The sequence below is a fragment of the Mesoplasma photuris ATCC 49581 genome (genome assembly GCF_000702725.1).
In the GTDB taxonomy this organism is placed as follows: Bacteria; Bacillota_I; Bacilli_A; order Mycoplasmatales; family Mycoplasmataceae; genus Tullyiplasma; species Tullyiplasma photuris.
Genome location: NZ_JNJI01000002.1, coordinates 161,932 through 180,319, shown reverse-complemented (window position 1 = coordinate 180,319; position 18,388 = coordinate 161,932). Strand labels below are relative to the sequence as shown.

Genomic DNA, 18,388 nt, shown 5'->3' with positions numbered 1-18,388 from the left:
TTTATAATGTTATGATTTGCTCAAATCCAGCACAACCATTTAGATCTAAATGAACTTTATATCCTAATTTTACTGCATGTGAAACAGTGTTGGCAACACAAATATCTGTTGCAACACCAACGATTGTTAATTCATTGATGTCAAGTGACTGAAGTTTTTCGTGTAGCCCATTTGAACCACCTTTTTCATCATAAAAACCACTATAACTTTCAATCATTGGATCAATTCCTTTTAATACAATGTGATCGGCTAATTTTTCATCAAAAAACAATGTAGAACCAATTTTGTTTTGCTCACAATGATTACCCCATTGTTTAAATGAATAATGATTAGCAGGATGTCAATCTTTTGTTGCTATAACTAATTTATTATTAGATTTAAACTTAGAAATTAGTTCACCGATGTAGTCACTTAATTTTTCTGCTCCAGGAACATATAGATTCCCCCTTGGACTTACAAAGTCATATTGATAATCAACTATTAATAATGCGTGTTTCATAAAACTCCTTTTAAAATTATTATTATTATTTTATAATAAGTCTAGTTATAATTGTCAAAGGATTAATAACTATATACATTATTGTTTATATGTCAAAGATATAAATTACAGAGGAATTATATTTATGAAAATACAAAACTATGAAGTTGTAGTTGTTGGTGGAGGACATGCTGGAGTAGAAGCTGCGTTAGCTTCTGCAAGACTTGGTAAAAAAACCGCGTTAATTAATTTATATGAAGATAAAATTGCTGCTATGCCATGTAATCCAAGTGTTGGAGGACCTGCTAAAGGAATTGTTGTTCGTGAAATTGATGCTCTTGGTGGAGAAATGGCAAAAGCTGCTGACGCAACTGCATTACAAACAAAATTATTAAATTCATCTCGTGGACCCGGTGTTTGAGCACTTAGAGTTCAATCAGATAAAATTGAATATTCAAAATACATGCAAAGAGCTGTTAAAAATCAAAAAAACTTAGATTTGATTGCAAACACTGTAACTAGTTTATTAATAAAAAATAGAGTAGCTTATGGTGTATTATTAGCTGATGGAACAGAAATTCATGCAAAAGCAGTAGTTCTAACAACCGGAACTTATTTAAAGTCTGAAATACTAAAGGGTGTTGAAAGATATGAATCTGGTCCAAATGATGAAAAAACAACTAATGGTATTTCTGAATCATTAAAAGAATTAGGAATATCATTGTTAAGGTTTAAAACAGGAACGCCAGCGAGAGTTTATATTGATTCTGTTGATCTATCAAAAGCAATCAAAGAACCCGGGACTGATGCTCCATTAGCATTTAGTTTTTCAACTAAAGAGTACACACCAATTGAAAAACAAGAATTATGTTACTTAATACATACAACAGAAGAAACAAAAAAAATCATTGAAGAAAACTTGCATAAATCAGCGATGTATTCAGGTAATGTAGAATCTATTGGACCAAGATATTGTCCAAGTTTTGAAGATAAAATTGTAAGATTTCCACATAAAGAAACTCATCAAATTTTTATCGAACCAGAATCACTTAGTGATGATGCTTGATATATTCAAGGTTTCTCAACATCTATGCCAATCGAAGTGCAAGAACTAATGCTAAAATCACTTCCTGGATTTGAAAATATGCGAGTGAAAAATTGAGCTTATGCAATTGAATACGATTGTATAGATCCAATGCAGTTAATGCCAAATTTAGAATTAGATTCAGTCGCAAACTTGTTTACTGCTGGTCAAATTAATGGAACTAGTGGTTATGAAGAAGCTGCTGGTCAAGGTTTATTAGCAGGGATCAATGCAGTTAGAAAAATTGATAATAAAGAACCATTAATTTTAAGAAGAGATGAAGCTTATCTTGGAGTTCTTGTTGATGACTTAATTAACAAGGGTGTTTGAGAACCATATAGACTTTTAACATCAAGAGCAGAACACAGATTGTTGTTAAGAAACGATAATGCCGAAATACGTTTAAAAGAATATGGTTACAAAATCGGTTTAATATCAGAAGCTGAGTGACTAGAATATCAAGAATATAATGATCAAATTGGAAATGCAATTAGTGAATTAAAAGAAGTTCGCTTCACACCAAAATCAGAATTAGCACAAATTCTTGATCAAAAAGGTCAAGCAACATTAACTCATGGTTATAGTGGTTATGAAATTATTAAAATTCCAACAGTGGATATTAATGAATTAATACCTTTTGTTCCAGGGTTACAAAACTTAAGAATTAACCAATTACAATCAATTGCAATTGAAATACGTTTCGAGGGTTATGTTAAAAAAGAGAGGGAATTAGTTGCTAAATTAACTAAACTTGAAAAGAAAAAAATACCATTTGATATTGATTATAATAAAGTTGCTAATTTAGCTAGCGAAGCTCGTCAAAAACTGATCAAAGTTAAGCCGCTAAATATTGGTCAAGCATCAAGAATAACGGGTGTTAATCCGGCTGATATTCAAATGTTGCTATTCTATTTAAAAAACGAATACGCTAATCAGTAAAATTAAATCTGCATATGCAGATTTTCTTTTTTAAATGTAACAAATTTACTTTTGACTACTTTTTCATATCAAAAATACCTCAAAATGCAATTTTTAATGATTCTTTTACTTTTTTATAGATTTTTATTTACAAATGATTTATTGTAAATGCTATCATTTAAATATATTGAATATGTGGAGGATTTTATGGAAATCAAAGTATTAGAAAATTCAAATAGTAAAAAAGTATTAAAATATGCTTTAATATTTTTCTTAACAGTGTTTTTAACATCGGTTGTTATTACACTATTATTAAAAGTGATCAATCAAGCTGTTTACAACGAAGGTGGTTTAACATCAGATTTTATGATGGGACCAATGGGTATTATTACTTTATCAATTGATAAAGTGAATGAAGCAATTTCAGCCTCAACCACTATTCCAGAAATAGCATTTAAATTAGACTACGCAGCAAATATCTACTTATTGGCTGTTGTTCCTGCTTCATTCTTTATTTGAGCAGTATTATCAATTATTTCAGTTTACTCAAGAGGTGAAAAAATTGTTATTTCTGAAGAAAATGAAGAAGACGCTTACATCAACTACGATTGTGGTTGTGGTTGTCATGGTGCTTGTGAATGTGAAAATGAAGAAACACCAGTTATCGAAAATGTTGAACAACCAGTTGAACATAAAGATGTTAAAAACCCAACTTTAGATGAAATTATTGCAAGATTGCAAAGTGGTCAACCAGTGATCATTGAAGAAATTACAGAAGAAATTACTTTGATCGATGAAGAAGAAACACCGGTTGCTAAACAATCGACAAAAACAACAACAACTTCTCCAGAGGTTGAAAAGGAAGTTTCAAAACCGGTTGTTAAATCAGAAACAATCAAACCAATCATTATTCCAACTACTGAAAATAATGATTCTGTAAATTCTATTAAAAAAGCTAAAAAGAAATATCCTCAAACTTCAAAATCTGAAATTTTAGCTATGATGTATGATGAAAATCCAGAAATGACTAAAAAAGCTTTACATAATTTAGTAAATAAAACATTTGAAATTATTGAAAAAGAATTAGTGCAAGGCAATGAAGTAGTTATTCCAGGTTTTGGTAAACTTGCACCAAAAATTAAAGAAGCAAGAACAGGTTTAAATCCATTAACTGGTGAAGTACTTGAAGTTCCTGAACACACAACAGCCAAATTCAAACCAGCAAAAGCTTTAAAAGAAGCAATGAATTAATTTAAAAGAACGCAAGTTCTTTTTTTATTTTAAAACCAAACAAACCAAGTGCTAAAATTATTTTATAGGAGACCACATGAAGAATAAAAAAAACACTGAAATGAAATATTCTAATGAGTCTAAAGTTATTAAAATTTCGAATATGAATAAAGATGATTTACTAGAGAGTTTTGATTCTCAAATTGGAATTGATTATGATAGTAGAAAGAAAATTCAAGAAAAATTTGGCAAAAATGAAGTTCAAGTTAAAAAGTTTCCATATTTCAAAAAACTTTTTGGAGTAATCACTGAACCATTTAACTTGTTACTTTTAGCTATAGGATTATCAGAAATGCTAATTTACTTCTTTATCGATTTAGATATTATAAATTTAATTTCTGCCCTGATTGTTATCTTCATGATTTTTATAGCTGGTACTGTGGATTTTTTACAAGAGGTTAAAGCTCATAAAATGAATATTGAATTAAATAAAATGATAGAAAATAACTTTTTTGTTTTGAACAAAAAAGTTACTAACATTGATAAATTAAATTTCTTAACAATTAAAGATGATTTAATTCAAATTGAGCAATCAAGTTTAACTTATGGAGATATCATTGTTCTACACCAAGGGGATATAGTTCCTGCAGATGCGAGAGTGATTTGAACGAAGGATTTTTCTGTAGATGAATCTTCTCTCACGGGAGAAAGCAACGAAATTTTTAAAAAAATTAATAATACTAAAGAAAGATTAATTGAATTAGAAAATATAATTTTTTCTCAAACAACTATTTTGACAGGGACGTGTCTGGCAATTATTATTAACTTAGGTTCAGATAATTATGCAAATTCAATAATAGAAATGTCTGATCAAGAAACTGAATCTGATTACGAGGTAGGTCTTGCTAAAATTACAAAAATATTAGTTTTTTCAATTTTAGTAATGGTACCGGTAATATTTATTGCTGCTTTTGGAAAAAATGGTTGATCAGATTGAATTCAACCACTTGTTTTTGCTCTATCAATTGCTGTTGCTTTAACACCCGAAGCACTTCCGGCAATTATTTCTTCAAATTTAAAATTAGGAAGCAAGCAATTAGCAAAAGAGAAAGTTGTTATTAAAAACTTGTCTGTGGTCCAAAATATGGGAAGTGTAAACATTCTAGCAACTGATAAAACAGGAACTTTAACATTAGATGATATATCTTTAGACTATTTGCAAAATTTTGATGGTGTGGAATCGAAATTGCTTAAAAAATTAATTCAAATCAATTCTTTCTATCAAGAAAACTTAATAAACAAAATGGATCAAGCAATTTTGAAAAATATTAATATATCTTTTGATAATTTAGAACTTATAGAATCAGTACCATTTGATCATCTTACAAGAATCACAACAGTTTTAGTAAGAGATAACCAAGAAACACTACAAATAACAAAAGGTTCCATTTCTGAAATGATGACCATGATATCTAAAGTCAGAATCAACAACAAAATTGTTGATATAACACCAGTTCATATCAAGGAAATAAACAAGCAAAACAATGAAATGATGAATAATGGTTTTAGAACAATTTTAATTGCGTCTAAAACTACTAATGAAATTACTCAATCAGAAATGATATATGAAGGAATGGCAGCATTTGCTGAAGTATTAAAACCAGGTGTTATTGAAGCTGTTGAATTTATCAAAAAATATAATATCGATTTAAAGATACTAACAGGTGATGCCACTCAAGTATCTAAAAAAGTTGCCCGAGATTTAAATATTTCTGCTTCAGAAGTTTTAGAAGGTTCAAAAATTGAAAAACTAAATGACCAAAAATTAGAAGAAGTAATCGAATTTTCTAAATTATTCACAAGACTATCACCAATAGACAAAGCCAGACTAATTAACTCTTTTAAAGAAAATCATGTGGTTGCTTATTTGGGTGATGGAGTTAATGATGCAGCAGCACTTAAAAAAGCTGATGTAGGAATATCAGTTAATAATGCAACACCATTAGCTAAGTCGGCTGCAGATGTTATTCTTTTGGAAAAAGACTTAAGAGTTTTAGAAAACTCTTTTGTTAAAGGTAGAAAAATATTTTCAAATGCAATCAAATACATCAAGATTACTGTTGCAGCAAACTTTGGTTTGATGCTTTCATTATTCATAAGTGCTTTGTGATTTGAATTTTCTGCGATGTCTCCAATTCAACTTTTAATACAAAATTTAATTTTTGATTTTGCTAATTTAATCTTTGTATTTGACACAGTTGATGAAGATACCATTTTAAAACCTAAAACTTGAAATGCTAAGTCAATCATTCCCTTTGGTTTGTTTACAGGTTTAGCAGAAACTATTATTACAATTTTAAACTTCGTTGTTATGGGTTTTGTCTTTGGTCTATTAAGTAATGGATCACAAATCACAGGAATTATTGGATCACAAGAATATAATCAAAATTTACAAATGTTTCAAACTGGATTTTTTGTTGAATCATTGATAACACACGTAATGATAATTTTTGTTTATAGAACACACAAGTTATCGTTTATTGAATCAAGACCCTCAAAAATGCTATTTTTAAGTATGTTGGGATTTATTTCAATAGCATTATTATTTGTTTTTATTGATGGTCTTGTAATGCCACAAAATAATTTAGGATTTAATGCAATGATCAATCAAAAATATGCATTTTGATGGTTGTGATTATTGTTTTTAATACCAATTTCGTGAGTTGTTTCAGAAATATTTAAAACCTCTTATCAAAAACTATTTCATTCCTGATTGTAATAAAAAAAATAAATTGTATTGTATTTGCTTTTTATAGTATCATTTATTTAAGTTATCAATTTGAGAAGGAGTATTTATGATAAAAAGCAAAGCAAAGTTCTTTGAATTTCTAACGCTATTTGTAATGGTTGTTGGAACAGTTGTTGGTTCAGGTATATACATGAAAAACAACGAATTATTAACATCGACAGCTAACCCTATTATTGCTATTATATTATGAGCAATTGTTGGTATGGTAGCTGTAGCGATGGTGTATGTGTTTATGGAGATTTCATCAGCAACTAAACATTTTGGGAACGGAACCGTTGCCAATTGAACTAAGTTGTTTATTGGTAGGAAAACAGCATCGTTTTTCTCATTAATTTACCTAATTGTTTATATACCATCATGTCAAGCGGTTTTTACAGCAGGATTTATAACTTATTTATTTCAAGCTATGAACGTTCCGTTGTCAGTTACTGAAATGTTTATTATTTATACATGTGTTGGTATATCAATTATAGTTATTGGTTTATTCGTTAACATGTATGCGATGAATTGATCAAACAGAATCCAAGTTTTCGGTACTGTATTTAAATTCATACCTTTATTAATAGCACTTGTTGCAGGATTTGTAATTGGTGCAATGAATATTGAAGATGGAGTTTTCGGTAATGGTAATGTAGGCGGCGCTACTGGAGAAGGTGATCACCCATGATCAACTTCAGACTTTGATGGAGGATTGTTCTTAAGAGGATTTGGTGGAATACTTTTCTCATTTGATGGATTTATTTATATAGCAAACTACCAAAAAACAGCCAAACATAAAGAAGTAGTTCCTAAAGCGCTATTGATTGGTATGATTTTCGTAGCAGTTCTATATATATTAATGGCTATTTCATTATTCATGGGTTCAGAAGATGGATCAATCCAAAATATGTTAGCTAAATTATTTAATGGTGGTGTAATGCCAGAAGATGCATCTTCAACAGCAGCAAAAGTTGCAACGATATTATCAAACATCATTTTAATGATTATCTGTGTTCTAGGAATTAATATTTTCTCAAGAATTGGTGTTGTGGGTTATGATTCAGATGCTAAAGCAAAATTAATTTACTCAAAAAACCGTAATATGAATTATGCAAGAGCGGGATACACTCAAATGATATTTTCAGTTGTTGTATTTGTTCTATTCTTAACGGTTGGATTATTAGCAACTAATGATAGTTGAAAAGGGGTTGCAACAGAAATTCCTGCAAGTTCAGAAGATCTTTCAGGTTACATAGGCTCTGTTGCAGGAAACATGACTAAGTTTATTGGAATAATGTCTTCAACAGCCCCATGTTTATCATTCATGATGTTCACATTATTAATGATTGCTGGATTAAGAAACAGAAAAACTGGTAAAGTTAAAGTTGATAAAATCAAAGGTTTCGTACCGATTGCAATTATTTGTTCAATATTCATCGCTGCATTTGTTGGATTAGGTATCTTCGGATTTTTAGTTCCAATGAACGTGATGTATGAAATGGGTGGAGACCCTACGGTATCTTGAATTAAATCAGATGGACCAATATTCTTATTGTTATTTGTGTTAGGAATTGCAGCAACAACAATTGCTCACTTCATTCAAGAATATAAATTTAAAAAGGATCCATTTACCGATGGATTTGAAGGGCAAATAGATTAAGTCTACATTAGTAGGCTTTTTTATTTTGTGATAAAATTAATACAGAATGAGGTTGCTATGAAACAAAAACAAAAAATGAATTTACCGAATATTTTAACTCTTGTTAGACTTGCATTAGTTCCTGTTGTAATAGTACTGATATTGGTTAGTCATTATGCAGAAATGCCTACTTTTAAATGAGTTTTAGGAGAAGGACAATTCAAATTACCAATATTATGACTAGTAGCTGGTTTGGTATTTGTTTTAGCATCATTTACAGACTTTCTTGATGGTTATTTAGCAAGAAAAAATAATCAAGTAACTGACTTTGGAAAATTCTTTGATCCAATTGCAGATAAGCTTTTAGTTAATTCTGTATTAATTTTATTTGCAACTACTGGAATGTTGCCGGTGTGAATGACTTTAGTTTTAATTTTAAGAGATATTTTGGTAGATTTCATCAGAATGATTCTTTCAAAAAAAGGTGTTACCCTTGCTGCTGGAATGGGTGGTAAATTAAAAACGACATTCCAAATGATTGGTTTATCAATTTTATTCTTTGTAAATTTCAAATTCGTTGATGGTTGAAAAGAATATGGTTGAGAAAATCAATTATTAATGATTCCAATGTATATTGCAACTTTCTTTAGTATTTATAGTGGTGCAGTTTACTTTATCAAAGCAAGACCAAGTTTATTTTAGGGGGAAAGATGTTTACAAATTGAACAATTTTTGATGAATTAGAAAACATCGAACTAACAGACGATATTAAAAGTAAACTAAATAGATATTATGAAATTTTAATTGAAGAAAACAGTAAATATAATCTAACAAGAATATCAGAAATGGATGAAGTATTCGAAAAACATTTTTTAGATTCTTTACTTTTTACAAATAATTTTAAAATTAAAGATCAAAAAATTGCAGACATCGGAACTGGTCCCGGTTTTCCTGGTGTTGTTTTGAAAATATTTTTTCCAAATACAAAAATAACCCTGATTGAATCTAATGGTAAAAAAGTTAATTTTTTAAATTTGTTAATTCAAAAATTAAATTTAAAAGATATTGAAGTTTCTAATCAAAGAGCTGAAGAAATATCAGTAATTCAAAAAGAAAAATTTGATATTGTAATATCAAGAGCTGTTGCTTACTTAGATATTTTATTAGAAATTGGAGTTCAACTAATTAAAGTTGGTGGACATTTCATTGCATTAAAAGGGCCAAGAGCTGAGGAAGAAATTCTTGATTTAAAAGGTAAAGACAAAAGACTAGCATTAAGTTTAGAAAACAAGCAAGTTTTAGCAGATACTGGTTTTGGAGTTAGAGTTAATTTGTTCTATCTTAAAACGAAATCTACAAGTGATATGTATCCAAGAAAATACTCTCAAATAAAAAAAGAAAGTAAATAGTATGAAATATGAAAATTTAAAAATAGGTGATCAAATATCACTTAAAAAAAGTCACCCAAGCAAAACTATTTGATGAACATTAATTAGAAAAGGTGCAAAATTTAAGTTTCAATCTTCTATCAAAAACGATCTATTTATAGAGTTATCAAGAGAAGTGATGAATAAACAAATAAAAGAAATTAAGGAGATATAATATGGCATTAAAAGTAGGAATAGTTGGTTTACCAAACGTTGGTAAGTCGACATTATTTAACGCGATAACAAATTCTAAAGTAGAAGCAGCAAATTATCCATTTGCAACAATCGAACCAAATGTTGGTGTGGTTGAAGTTCCAGACTCTAGAATTGATCTATTAGCAGAAGTTTTTCAATCAAAGAAAAAAATAGCGACAACAATAGAATTTGTTGATATTGCAGGTCTAATTGCAGGTGCAAGTAAAGGTGAAGGATTGGGGAATGCTTTTTTAGCAAACATTAGAGAAACTGATGCAATTTGTGAAGTTGTAAGATGTTTTGAAAATAAAGATATCACTCACGTTGAGGGTTCTGTTGATCCTATTAGAGATATTGAAATAATTAACTTAGAATTAATGTTATCTGATGAAGCTACAATTAAAAAAAGAATTGAAAGAATTCTACCAAAAGTTAGGGGTGGAGACAAAAACTTTAAAGCAGAACATGATGTTTTAGTTAAATTGGAAAAATGTTTGTATGATGGAAATTTATTAAACACTCTTGATTTAAGCGATGATGAAACTAAAATTTTAAGCGGCTTTCAATTATTAACTGCTAAACCATTCATTTATGTATGTAATGTTAATGATGATGAGTTAATAGAAGACAATGAATATGTAAAATTAGTTAAAGAATTTGCTAAAAATTCCAATTCACTTGTTGTTAAGATTTGTGCAAAAATTGAAGAGGACTTATCCGAAGCTTCTGAAGAAGAAAGAAATGAATTTTTAAGTGATTTAGGTGCCGAACAATCAGGGCTAGATTCTTTAATTCAAGCAGCATACCAAACACTTGGTTTACAAACTTACTTCACAGCTGGACCACAAGAGGCTAGATCTTGACAATTCCCTAAAGGAGCAACAGCACCACAATGTGCTGGTATTATTCATACAGATTTTGAAAAAGGATTTATCAAAGCTGATATATATCACATTAGCGATTTAGAAGAATTTAAATCAGAAAAAGCTGTTAAAGAAAACGGTAGAATGAGACTTGAAGGAAAAGGATACATTATGCAAGATGGGGACGTTTGCTTCTTTAAATTTAATAATTAAAATAAACCTAAGGTTTATTTTTTTGGAAGGAGGTATTTATGGCGGATATTAAAAAACAATTGAGTCTAAAAGGCGAAATGATAAATTACTATGTTAAATATGGTAATCAAAAAAATATCATATTAAGAGTTAGAGAAGGAAAAATATTAGTTTCTGCACCAATCAATGTAAATGATTGAGAAATTGAACAATTAATTTATAAAAACATCTCTAAAATTACCTCTGTTCAAAATAATTATGAAGTAAGACAAAAATATGATTTATTCGGTATGAACCCATGAGTTAAAATTTTTGACAACGATGTCAATATTTTTATTCACGATGAAAATATTCATTCTAAAAAAGATATAGATGGTATTCACATGAAAAACTATAAAGATCTAAATATACAATTGGATAAAATGTATAACTTTTTAGCAAAAGAATATAAGAATTGATTCATTTATAGATCAAATCAATGAGCATCAATAATGGGTGTTAATTTTAAAAATCTTACAGTTAAGGAGATGAATTTAAAATGAGGTGTATGTTATCCAAGTCAAGAAAAAATCATATTTAACACAAAACTATTGCACTTTAGAATTGAAATTATAGATTATGTAATAGTTCATGAACTTGCACATTTAAAATTTGCAAACCACTCAAAAGATTTTTGATGAACTGTAGAAAAATATTTACCAAATTATAGAGAACTACAAAAGGAATTAAATTCGGCCGGACTATAAAAAAAACTAAGAATTATTTCTTAGTTTTTTCTTTATCTTTTTCTTTTTTAGCAGCTGCTCATTCAGCCTTTTGTTCTTTAGTTGGTGGAACATATTCTAATCATGTTCCATCTGATTGCTCATATTCTCTATAACCACATTTTGTTGTAGTGAAATTCGAACAACCACGGCCACGATTGAATTTAGATTTGATAAATACAAGAGTTCCTTCCCCACATCTTGGACATGGATCTCCATTTGTTTTAGCTTTTTCTTTTTCTTCACGAACCCTAACATCCAATTTAGTGAAAATGTCTTTTAATCATGTTTGATAGTCAAAATCTCCAGCCGCAATTTTATCCAGAGTATCTTCCATATTGGCTGTGTAGCCTAAGTTAAAGAAATCATCAAAACTTTCGTATAAGAAATCATTTGCTGTATAACCTTTATCTGTCATTTCAATTGGTTTACCTTTGTGATATATTGCATATTCACGTTCCTTCAATTTAGAAAGAATAGGGTTATATGTTGATGGTCTACCAATACCTAAGTTTTTAAGCTCTTTAATAAGACTAGCTTGGTTAAACATATTTGGTGGCATTGTTTTTGCTTCATCATTTTTTATTTTACTTTTTTCAATTGAAACAACTGCATCAACTTCGGTTGGAAGACTTGGTTTTGGATTTACTGCTTTTTGTAATACTTCATTTTCGTCTTCATCTAATTCGATATTTTCATCACTAGATGATCTAATAATATTTTGATATCCATAATCAGTAATTTCTTGTCATGATTGTTTGAATTCATAACCTTCATTCATGAATGTTCATCTGTGATTTAAACCACTTGGACCACGCATTAATGACTTAACTGTATTTCATCATATTAAGTTGTATACTTTTTCAAATAATTCATCATTAATTTTTGACTTAGCTTTTTCTGGTGTCATAGAGATATCTGTTGGGCGAATACTCTCATGCGCTTCTTGAGCTGAGGAATCCTTCTTACCAACTAAAGGGTCTTTGTATAAGTTACCTTCAAAGTTAGTATTAATATATTCTTTTGCTTCAACTATAAATGAATTTGAATAACGAGTTGAATCTGTACGAATATAAGTAACAAGTCCAGCTTCATATAATTTTTGAGCAGCCATGGTAATTTGACTAGAACTTAATCTTAATTTACTAAATCCATCTTGTAATAATCCCGCTGTCGAATATGGTTTAAAACTTCTTGTTTCAAATTCTTTAGCAATATACTCACTACATTTATATTCTGTAGAAAGTGTATTAATAATTTCTTCAGCTTTTTCTGTTGATATATAATAAGTTTTTTCAGTATTAACTAATTTTTTATTTGAATCTTTATTTAGAGATAAATTGATATTTCTGTTTTCATCAACAACAAATATTTTTCTATAAATTGTTTCTTTGAAAGCTTTAATTAATCGATCTCTTTCAGTGATAATGTGTAAAGCTGGAGTTTGTACACGCCCAGCACTCATTAAACCAGTAGATTTTTGTAGTGAGCTTGAAACTAAATATCCAATAATTTTATCTAACATTTGTCTTGATAACTGAGCTTTAACTAAATGCATATCAATTTCTCTTAAATCTTTAAAAGATTCAATAACAGCATCTTTTGTAATTTCATTGAATGAAGCTCTTTTAATTTCTTTGTTCATTCCGTCAAATAAATTAGATAAATGTCATGCAATAGCTTCCCCTTCACGGTCTGGATCAGAAGCAAGAACAATTAAATCAGCTTTTTTACCAGCTGCTTTAATTGCAGTGATATTTTTTGATTTACCACGTTCGATTACAAATTCTGGTGTCATTGTTTCAATATCGATACCTAATCCTCATGTACCTCGATCAGGTAATTTATTAATGTGACCACCACTCGCCATTACTTCAAATTCGTTTTCTGGAAATCCTTCTTCTAGAAAATGTTTTATTTTTTCAACTTTTGATGGTGACTCAAGTAAAACTAAAATTTTCATATAGTCCTCCTACTTTTCTACATTCTATATAATAACAACTATTTTTAATTTTTTTCAACCAAAATAAATAAAAAAATATTAAAAAAACCAGTGTTTAAAAACTATTATTATAAATAATAGGTATAATTGAAATATTATACAAAAATTGAAAGGAATCCTTATGGACAATAGCAAAGTTGAAAGACTGACCGAAATGTTGCAAGACATTTATTATAAAATTGCTGAAGAAGAAAAATCGGATGCATTAGAAAATCCAATGAAGGCCAAGAACATTGAAAAACTAAATATGGCCGCAGCTGAAGTCCGACAAAGGATTGCTGAAACGGGAGCTGTTGAAGAAAACAAACTTACAAACAAAGCTCGTAAAAAACGTAAAAAGAAAATGTGATCATCAATTACTATTTTGATGGTGATTGTTGCAATAGTAGTATTTATTACTATGATACTAGGGAACCTTGGTATCGAAGTTGAAATACCTGGCACAGATGGTGGCCCAACAACTATTGGTAGTGTTGAAGCACTAGGTTTAGCAGATATATTTATGCTTCCAATAAAAGGATTCATGAATCAAGTACAAATCATTATTTTCATATTAATGATTGGTGCTTTCATTACTGTTGTTATATCTACAAAAGCACTTGAAGGTATGGCACAACGTATTACAATGAAATTAAAAGGTAAAGAAATTTACGCGATTATTCCATTATTTACATTTTTCTCATTCATGGGATCAGTTGAAGGTATGGCTGAAGAGTCAATCGCATTTTACGCAGTTTGTATCCCGTTATTATTAATGGCTGGATTTGATACATTCACTTCTCTATTAGTTATTTTTGGAGGAGTTGGACTTGGAGCTATGGCAGCTACTTTATGTCCATTCTCAGTATCAATTGCTATTCAAAACTTATTAGAAAATGGTATTACAGGATTATCAATCGGTGATGGTTTAATCATGAGAGTACTTGTATGAACATTATTTACAGCAGCGGGTATTGCGTTTACTATGATGTATGCTAGAAAAGTAAAAAGAAACCCACAATTATCTGTTGTTTTTCAAACAAGAGAAAAAGATAATGCATTTTTCTTATCTCAAACAAACGAAACAATTCAAATGACATGAAAAAGAAAATTAACATTAATTGTTTTCTTCCTATCATTTATATTGATGGTTGTTTACTTGATTAACTGAGGTTCATTATTGGGTATGGAAGAACAATTCCAAAACGCTGCAGCTTGAGCAGATGAACACTTATGATTCATTTCAGGAATTATTCCTGGATTTGGAATTAATGAAGGTTATTTACCAGAAGTAGCCTCATTCTTCTTAATTGCTGCGATTGTATTAGGAGTTATTAATGGTATGGGTGAAAAAGGATTCATGAAAGAATTCATGAATGGAGCAGCTGACTTCGTAGGAGTTGTGTTAGTTATTTCTGTTGCAGCAGGAGTTGCAGCGGGATTAGATGCTTCTAACTTAAAATACTTAATTACTGCAGGATTAGAAAATTCTATATCATCATTTGATAATGATTATGTAAAAATCTTAATCTTATTCTTCTTCTTTGTTGGAATTTCATTCTTAATTCCATCAACATCGGGATTTGCAACACTAGTTTTCCCATTAATTGTGCCAATCGTTTCTACTGAATCAGTAAATGCTGCTGGAGAAACAGTTTTAGTAGCAATTCCTGGATTAGCAACTGGTGCTATCTTAGCATTCGTGTTAGCAAATGGTTTTGTAAACTTATTCAGTCCAATGTCAACTCCGTTGGTCGGAGGATTACAAGTTGCGAAAATAGATTACTTAACTTACTTAAAAACAATGTGAAAACCTTTAATAGTAGTTTTCCTAATGATAATTGGGTCATTAATGTTAAACGTTGCATTAGCAAAAGAACTGGGCGCACCAAGTTTCGTTGCTTAATAAATGAAAAATGGATTATTCCATTTTTTTATTTGAAAAGAAAGTATTATAATATTTAAAACAAATAGGAGATTTTATGAACAAATACAGATTACGATATGCACCATCACCAACAGGATTTTTACATATTGGTAATACAAGAACAGCATTAATGAGTTATATGTTTGCAAAACATTATAACGGTGATTTTATTGTTAGAATTGAAGATACTGACATGGCGAGAAATGTTGAAGGAGCTATTGAATCACAATTTGATAATTTAAATTGAATTGGAATTATCCCAGACGAATCTATTTACAATCCAGGTAATGAAAAATATGGTAAATATATGCAATCTCAAAAATTTGATGTATATGCTAAATATGCAAACAAACTAGTTAATGAAAAAAAAGCTTATAAATGTTTTTGTACTTCTGAAGATTTAGAAAAAGATTACGAAGAACAAACTGCAAAAGGTATTGTTGCTACTAAATATAATGGAAAATGTTCAAATTTATCTGATCAAGAAGTTGACCAATTAATTTCTGAAGGAAAAGAATTCTTAATCAGATTTAGAGTTCCTGAAAATGAATCATGAACAATTAACGATATTGTTCGTGGTGAAGTTGTTTTTGATGCAAAAGATTTGGGTGATTTTGTAATTTTAAAAACAAATGGAATTGCTACATATAATTTCGCAGTTGTAATTGACGATTATGATATGGAAATCACTCACGTTGTTCGTGGTGAAGAACATATTTCTAACACTCCAAGACAAATGATGATTTTTGATGCTTTAGGATGAGAATATCCAATATTTTGTCACCTAACTTTAATCGTTGATGATACAGGTAAAAAATTATCAAAAAGAAGTGGTAACTCTTTGTTCTTTATCGAACAATATAGAAAACAAGGTTATTTACCAGAAGCTATGTTTAATTACATTGCTTTATTAGGATGATCACCAAAAGGCGAAAAAGAAATTTTATCAAAAGAAGAACTAATTGATATGTTTGATGAAAATCGTTTTTCAAAATCACCATCAACTTTTGATATGGTTAAAATGAAGTGAATAAATTCTCAATATATGAAAAAAATGAGTGATGAAGATTATCTTGTGTTTATTAAACAATTTATTGATCAAACTAAATATGATATTTCTAATAAAGAAACTAACTGATTAAACACAATGTTGATGTTGTTTAAAAAAGAAATTGAATTTGGTAACCAAATCAATGATCATCTTGATTTATTTTTCAATGATATTACTTTAACTGAAGAATCACAACAACAATTAAAAGAACTTGAAGGTCATATCGATTTGATTAATATTTTTGAATCTAAAATTAATGGTTTGTCAGATTGAAATGTTGATCAAATTAAAGAAGTTATCAAAACTTCTGGTATTGAAGCAGATGTAAAAGGTAAAAATTTATTTATGCCAATCAGAATATATGCTTCTAAATCAGAACATGGACCGTCATTAGCTGATGTGATTTGATTATTAGGTAAAAACCAAGTGTTAAAAAACATTCAAACAGTAAAGGGGTAGAAATACTCTTTTTCTTTTTGTTAAACAAATAATATATACTTAAAATATAATATGGAGGACTAAAATGTTTGAAAAAGTAATTAGAGATAGTGTTCATGGTGACATAAGAGTAAATGATGAAGTAGTATGAGAAATCATCGACACTCCTGAAATTCAAAGATTAAGAAGAATTTTGCAACTTGGTGGTGCTCAATTTGCCTATCCAAGTGCAACACACAATAGATTTTCACATTCAGTGGGAGTTTATCATGTTGTTTCATTATTTTTAGAATCTCAAGGAATGAAAGAAATATCTGATCATGATAAGTTGATAGTTAAATTAGCAGGATTGATGCATGACTTGGGACATGGTGCTTTTTCACATACTTTTGAAAAAGTTACTGGTGTAAATCACGAACAATATACAGCAGAAATTATTTTAAATAAAGAGGGAAACATTTTTAAAATATTAGAAAAACATGAAATTGATCCAAAAGAAATTGTTAGTGTTATAAATGGTAAACATCCAAATAAAGTAATTAATTTATTAGTTAGTTCCCAACTAGATGCTGATCGACTAGACTATTTAATGAGAGACTCTTACAGCTGTGGGGTAAGTTATGCAAATTTAGACATTAACTGAATTGTTAGAAATTCAAAAATTGTTGATGACAAAATTGTTTTTAACAAAAAATCAATTTTTGCAATTGAATCATATTTGCTAGGTAGATATCACATGTATCGTCAAGTTTATAACCATAAACTTTCAATCACTTTTGATGCTATGTTTTTTACTTGATTTGAAAGAGTCAAAGATTTATATAATTTGAATCATGATTTTTTTGACATTAGAGTTTTAAAATTATTCGGTCCAATATTAAATGGTGAAAAGCTTTCAGTAAGTGATTATCTAAAGTTTGATGATTATACTATGTATGATATTTTTAAAATTTGCACATTAGATAGCGATTCAATCTTAAGTGATTTATCAAGAAGAATTTTGAATAGAGACTTATTTGTTTTAAGAGAAGCTGATGAAATCACAGCATCTAAATTGAAGTCAAAAATTACAAATGCAGGATTTGTTCTTAAATATTATTTTATTGATTCAACTCCTAAAAAATTAAACATCTATAAAGATAGTGCCAAGTCTGGAAAAGACGAAACAATCTATATCGAAGATAAAGATGGTAGCATAAAACCGCTTTCAGAACTTACATTACTTAAGAATTCAATTGATGATATTAATGGCAGCAAAATTATTAAAAAATATTTATTTCCTAAAGAAATAGTATAGAATTAAATATTATGAATAGATTAACAAATATTACAAAAATCACATCCGTGATTGAAATCGATTTAGATATTGTAATTACATCTAATGTTAAAACAAAAGATGTGTTAATTTTTAAG

Annotated in this window: 14 protein-coding genes; 12 read left to right on the top strand and 2 right to left on the bottom strand. The window is 29.1% G+C overall.

The window, feature by feature from the left end:
• Window position 1: 1 nt before the first annotated feature.
• Window positions 2–499 carry an isochorismatase family protein gene (locus tag T347_RS0100855; protein WP_031542308.1) on the bottom strand — a complete coding sequence of 166 codons (498 nt, stop codon included), beginning with the start codon at window positions 497–499 and terminating at the stop codon, window positions 2–4.
• 124 nt (window positions 500–623) lie between these two features.
• On the opposite strand from T347_RS0100855, the gene mnmG reads away from it, so the two are divergent.
• The 9 genes from mnmG to T347_RS0100810 all read left to right on the top strand — a co-directional run bounded on the left by mnmG (window position 624) and on the right by T347_RS0100810 (window position 11,560).
• Entirely contained in the window at window positions 624–2,501 is a 1,878-nt protein-coding gene (gene mnmG / locus T347_RS0100850) for a tRNA uridine-5-carboxymethylaminomethyl(34) synthesis enzyme MnmG (RefSeq protein ID WP_031542305.1), read from the top strand.
• Window positions 2,502–2,687: 186 nt separating this feature from the next.
• Window positions 2,688–3,731, top strand: coding sequence for an HU family DNA-binding protein (locus T347_RS03780; RefSeq protein ID WP_051636002.1), 1,044 nt, complete (start codon window positions 2,688–2,690; stop codon window positions 3,729–3,731).
• Window positions 3,732–3,807: 76 nt separating this feature from the next.
• The gene (locus T347_RS0100840; RefSeq protein ID WP_031542302.1) at window positions 3,808–6,489 is read left to right on the top strand and encodes an HAD-IC family P-type ATPase; all 2,682 of its coding nucleotides are present in this window, start codon (window positions 3,808–3,810) and stop codon (window positions 6,487–6,489) included.
• Window positions 6,490–6,565: 76 nt separating this feature from the next.
• Window positions 6,566–8,158, top strand: a complete 1,593-nt coding sequence (locus tag T347_RS0100835; protein ID WP_051636001.1) for an APC family permease — start codon at window positions 6,566–6,568, stop codon at window positions 8,156–8,158.
• A gap of 57 nt (window positions 8,159–8,215) precedes the next feature.
• Window positions 8,216–8,839: a CDP-diacylglycerol--glycerol-3-phosphate 3-phosphatidyltransferase gene (pgsA, locus tag T347_RS0100830; protein ID WP_031542298.1), complete on the top strand. Its 624-nt coding sequence runs from the start codon at window positions 8,216–8,218 to the stop codon at window positions 8,837–8,839.
• A gap of 8 nt (window positions 8,840–8,847) precedes the next feature.
• A complete protein-coding gene (rsmG, locus tag T347_RS0100825; RefSeq protein ID WP_031542296.1) occupies window positions 8,848–9,546 on the top strand; it encodes a 16S rRNA (guanine(527)-N(7))-methyltransferase RsmG in 699 nt (232 codons plus the stop codon).
• Window position 9,547: 1 nt separating this feature from the next.
• Window positions 9,548–9,739 carry a DUF951 family protein gene (locus T347_RS0100820; protein ID WP_031542294.1) on the top strand — a complete coding sequence of 64 codons (192 nt, stop codon included), beginning with the start codon at window positions 9,548–9,550 and terminating at the stop codon, window positions 9,737–9,739.
• A 1-nt stretch (window position 9,740) separates the two neighbouring features.
• Entirely contained in the window at window positions 9,741–10,835 is a 1,095-nt protein-coding gene (ychF, locus tag T347_RS0100815; RefSeq protein WP_031542292.1) for a redox-regulated ATPase YchF, read from the top strand.
• A gap of 38 nt (window positions 10,836–10,873) precedes the next feature.
• Window positions 10,874–11,560, top strand: a complete 687-nt coding sequence (locus T347_RS0100810; RefSeq protein ID WP_031542290.1) for a YgjP family zinc-dependent metalloprotease — start codon at window positions 10,874–10,876, stop codon at window positions 11,558–11,560.
• Between the two features lie 13 nt (window positions 11,561–11,573).
• On the opposite strand, the gene topA is transcribed toward T347_RS0100810, so the two are convergent.
• The gene (gene topA / locus T347_RS0100805; protein WP_031542288.1) at window positions 11,574–13,541 is read right to left on the bottom strand and encodes a type I DNA topoisomerase; all 1,968 of its coding nucleotides are present in this window, start codon (window positions 13,539–13,541) and stop codon (window positions 11,574–11,576) included.
• 160 nt (window positions 13,542–13,701) lie between these two features.
• On the opposite strand from topA, the gene T347_RS0100800 reads away from it, so the two are divergent.
• The 3 genes from T347_RS0100800 to T347_RS0100790 all read left to right on the top strand — a co-directional run bounded on the left by T347_RS0100800 (window position 13,702) and on the right by T347_RS0100790 (window position 18,272).
• Complete coding sequence (locus T347_RS0100800; protein ID WP_051636000.1) at window positions 13,702–15,465, top strand: YfcC family protein; 1,764 nt, start codon at window positions 13,702–13,704, stop codon at window positions 15,463–15,465.
• A gap of 76 nt (window positions 15,466–15,541) precedes the next feature.
• Window positions 15,542–16,996 (top strand): glutamate--tRNA ligase, encoded by a 1,455-nt coding sequence (gene gltX / locus T347_RS0100795; RefSeq protein ID WP_031542283.1) that lies wholly within the window; start codon window positions 15,542–15,544, stop codon window positions 16,994–16,996.
• 64 nt (window positions 16,997–17,060) lie between these two features.
• Entirely contained in the window at window positions 17,061–18,272 is a 1,212-nt protein-coding gene (locus tag T347_RS0100790) for an HD domain-containing protein (protein WP_031542281.1), read from the top strand.
• Window positions 18,273–18,388 lie beyond the last annotated feature (116 nt).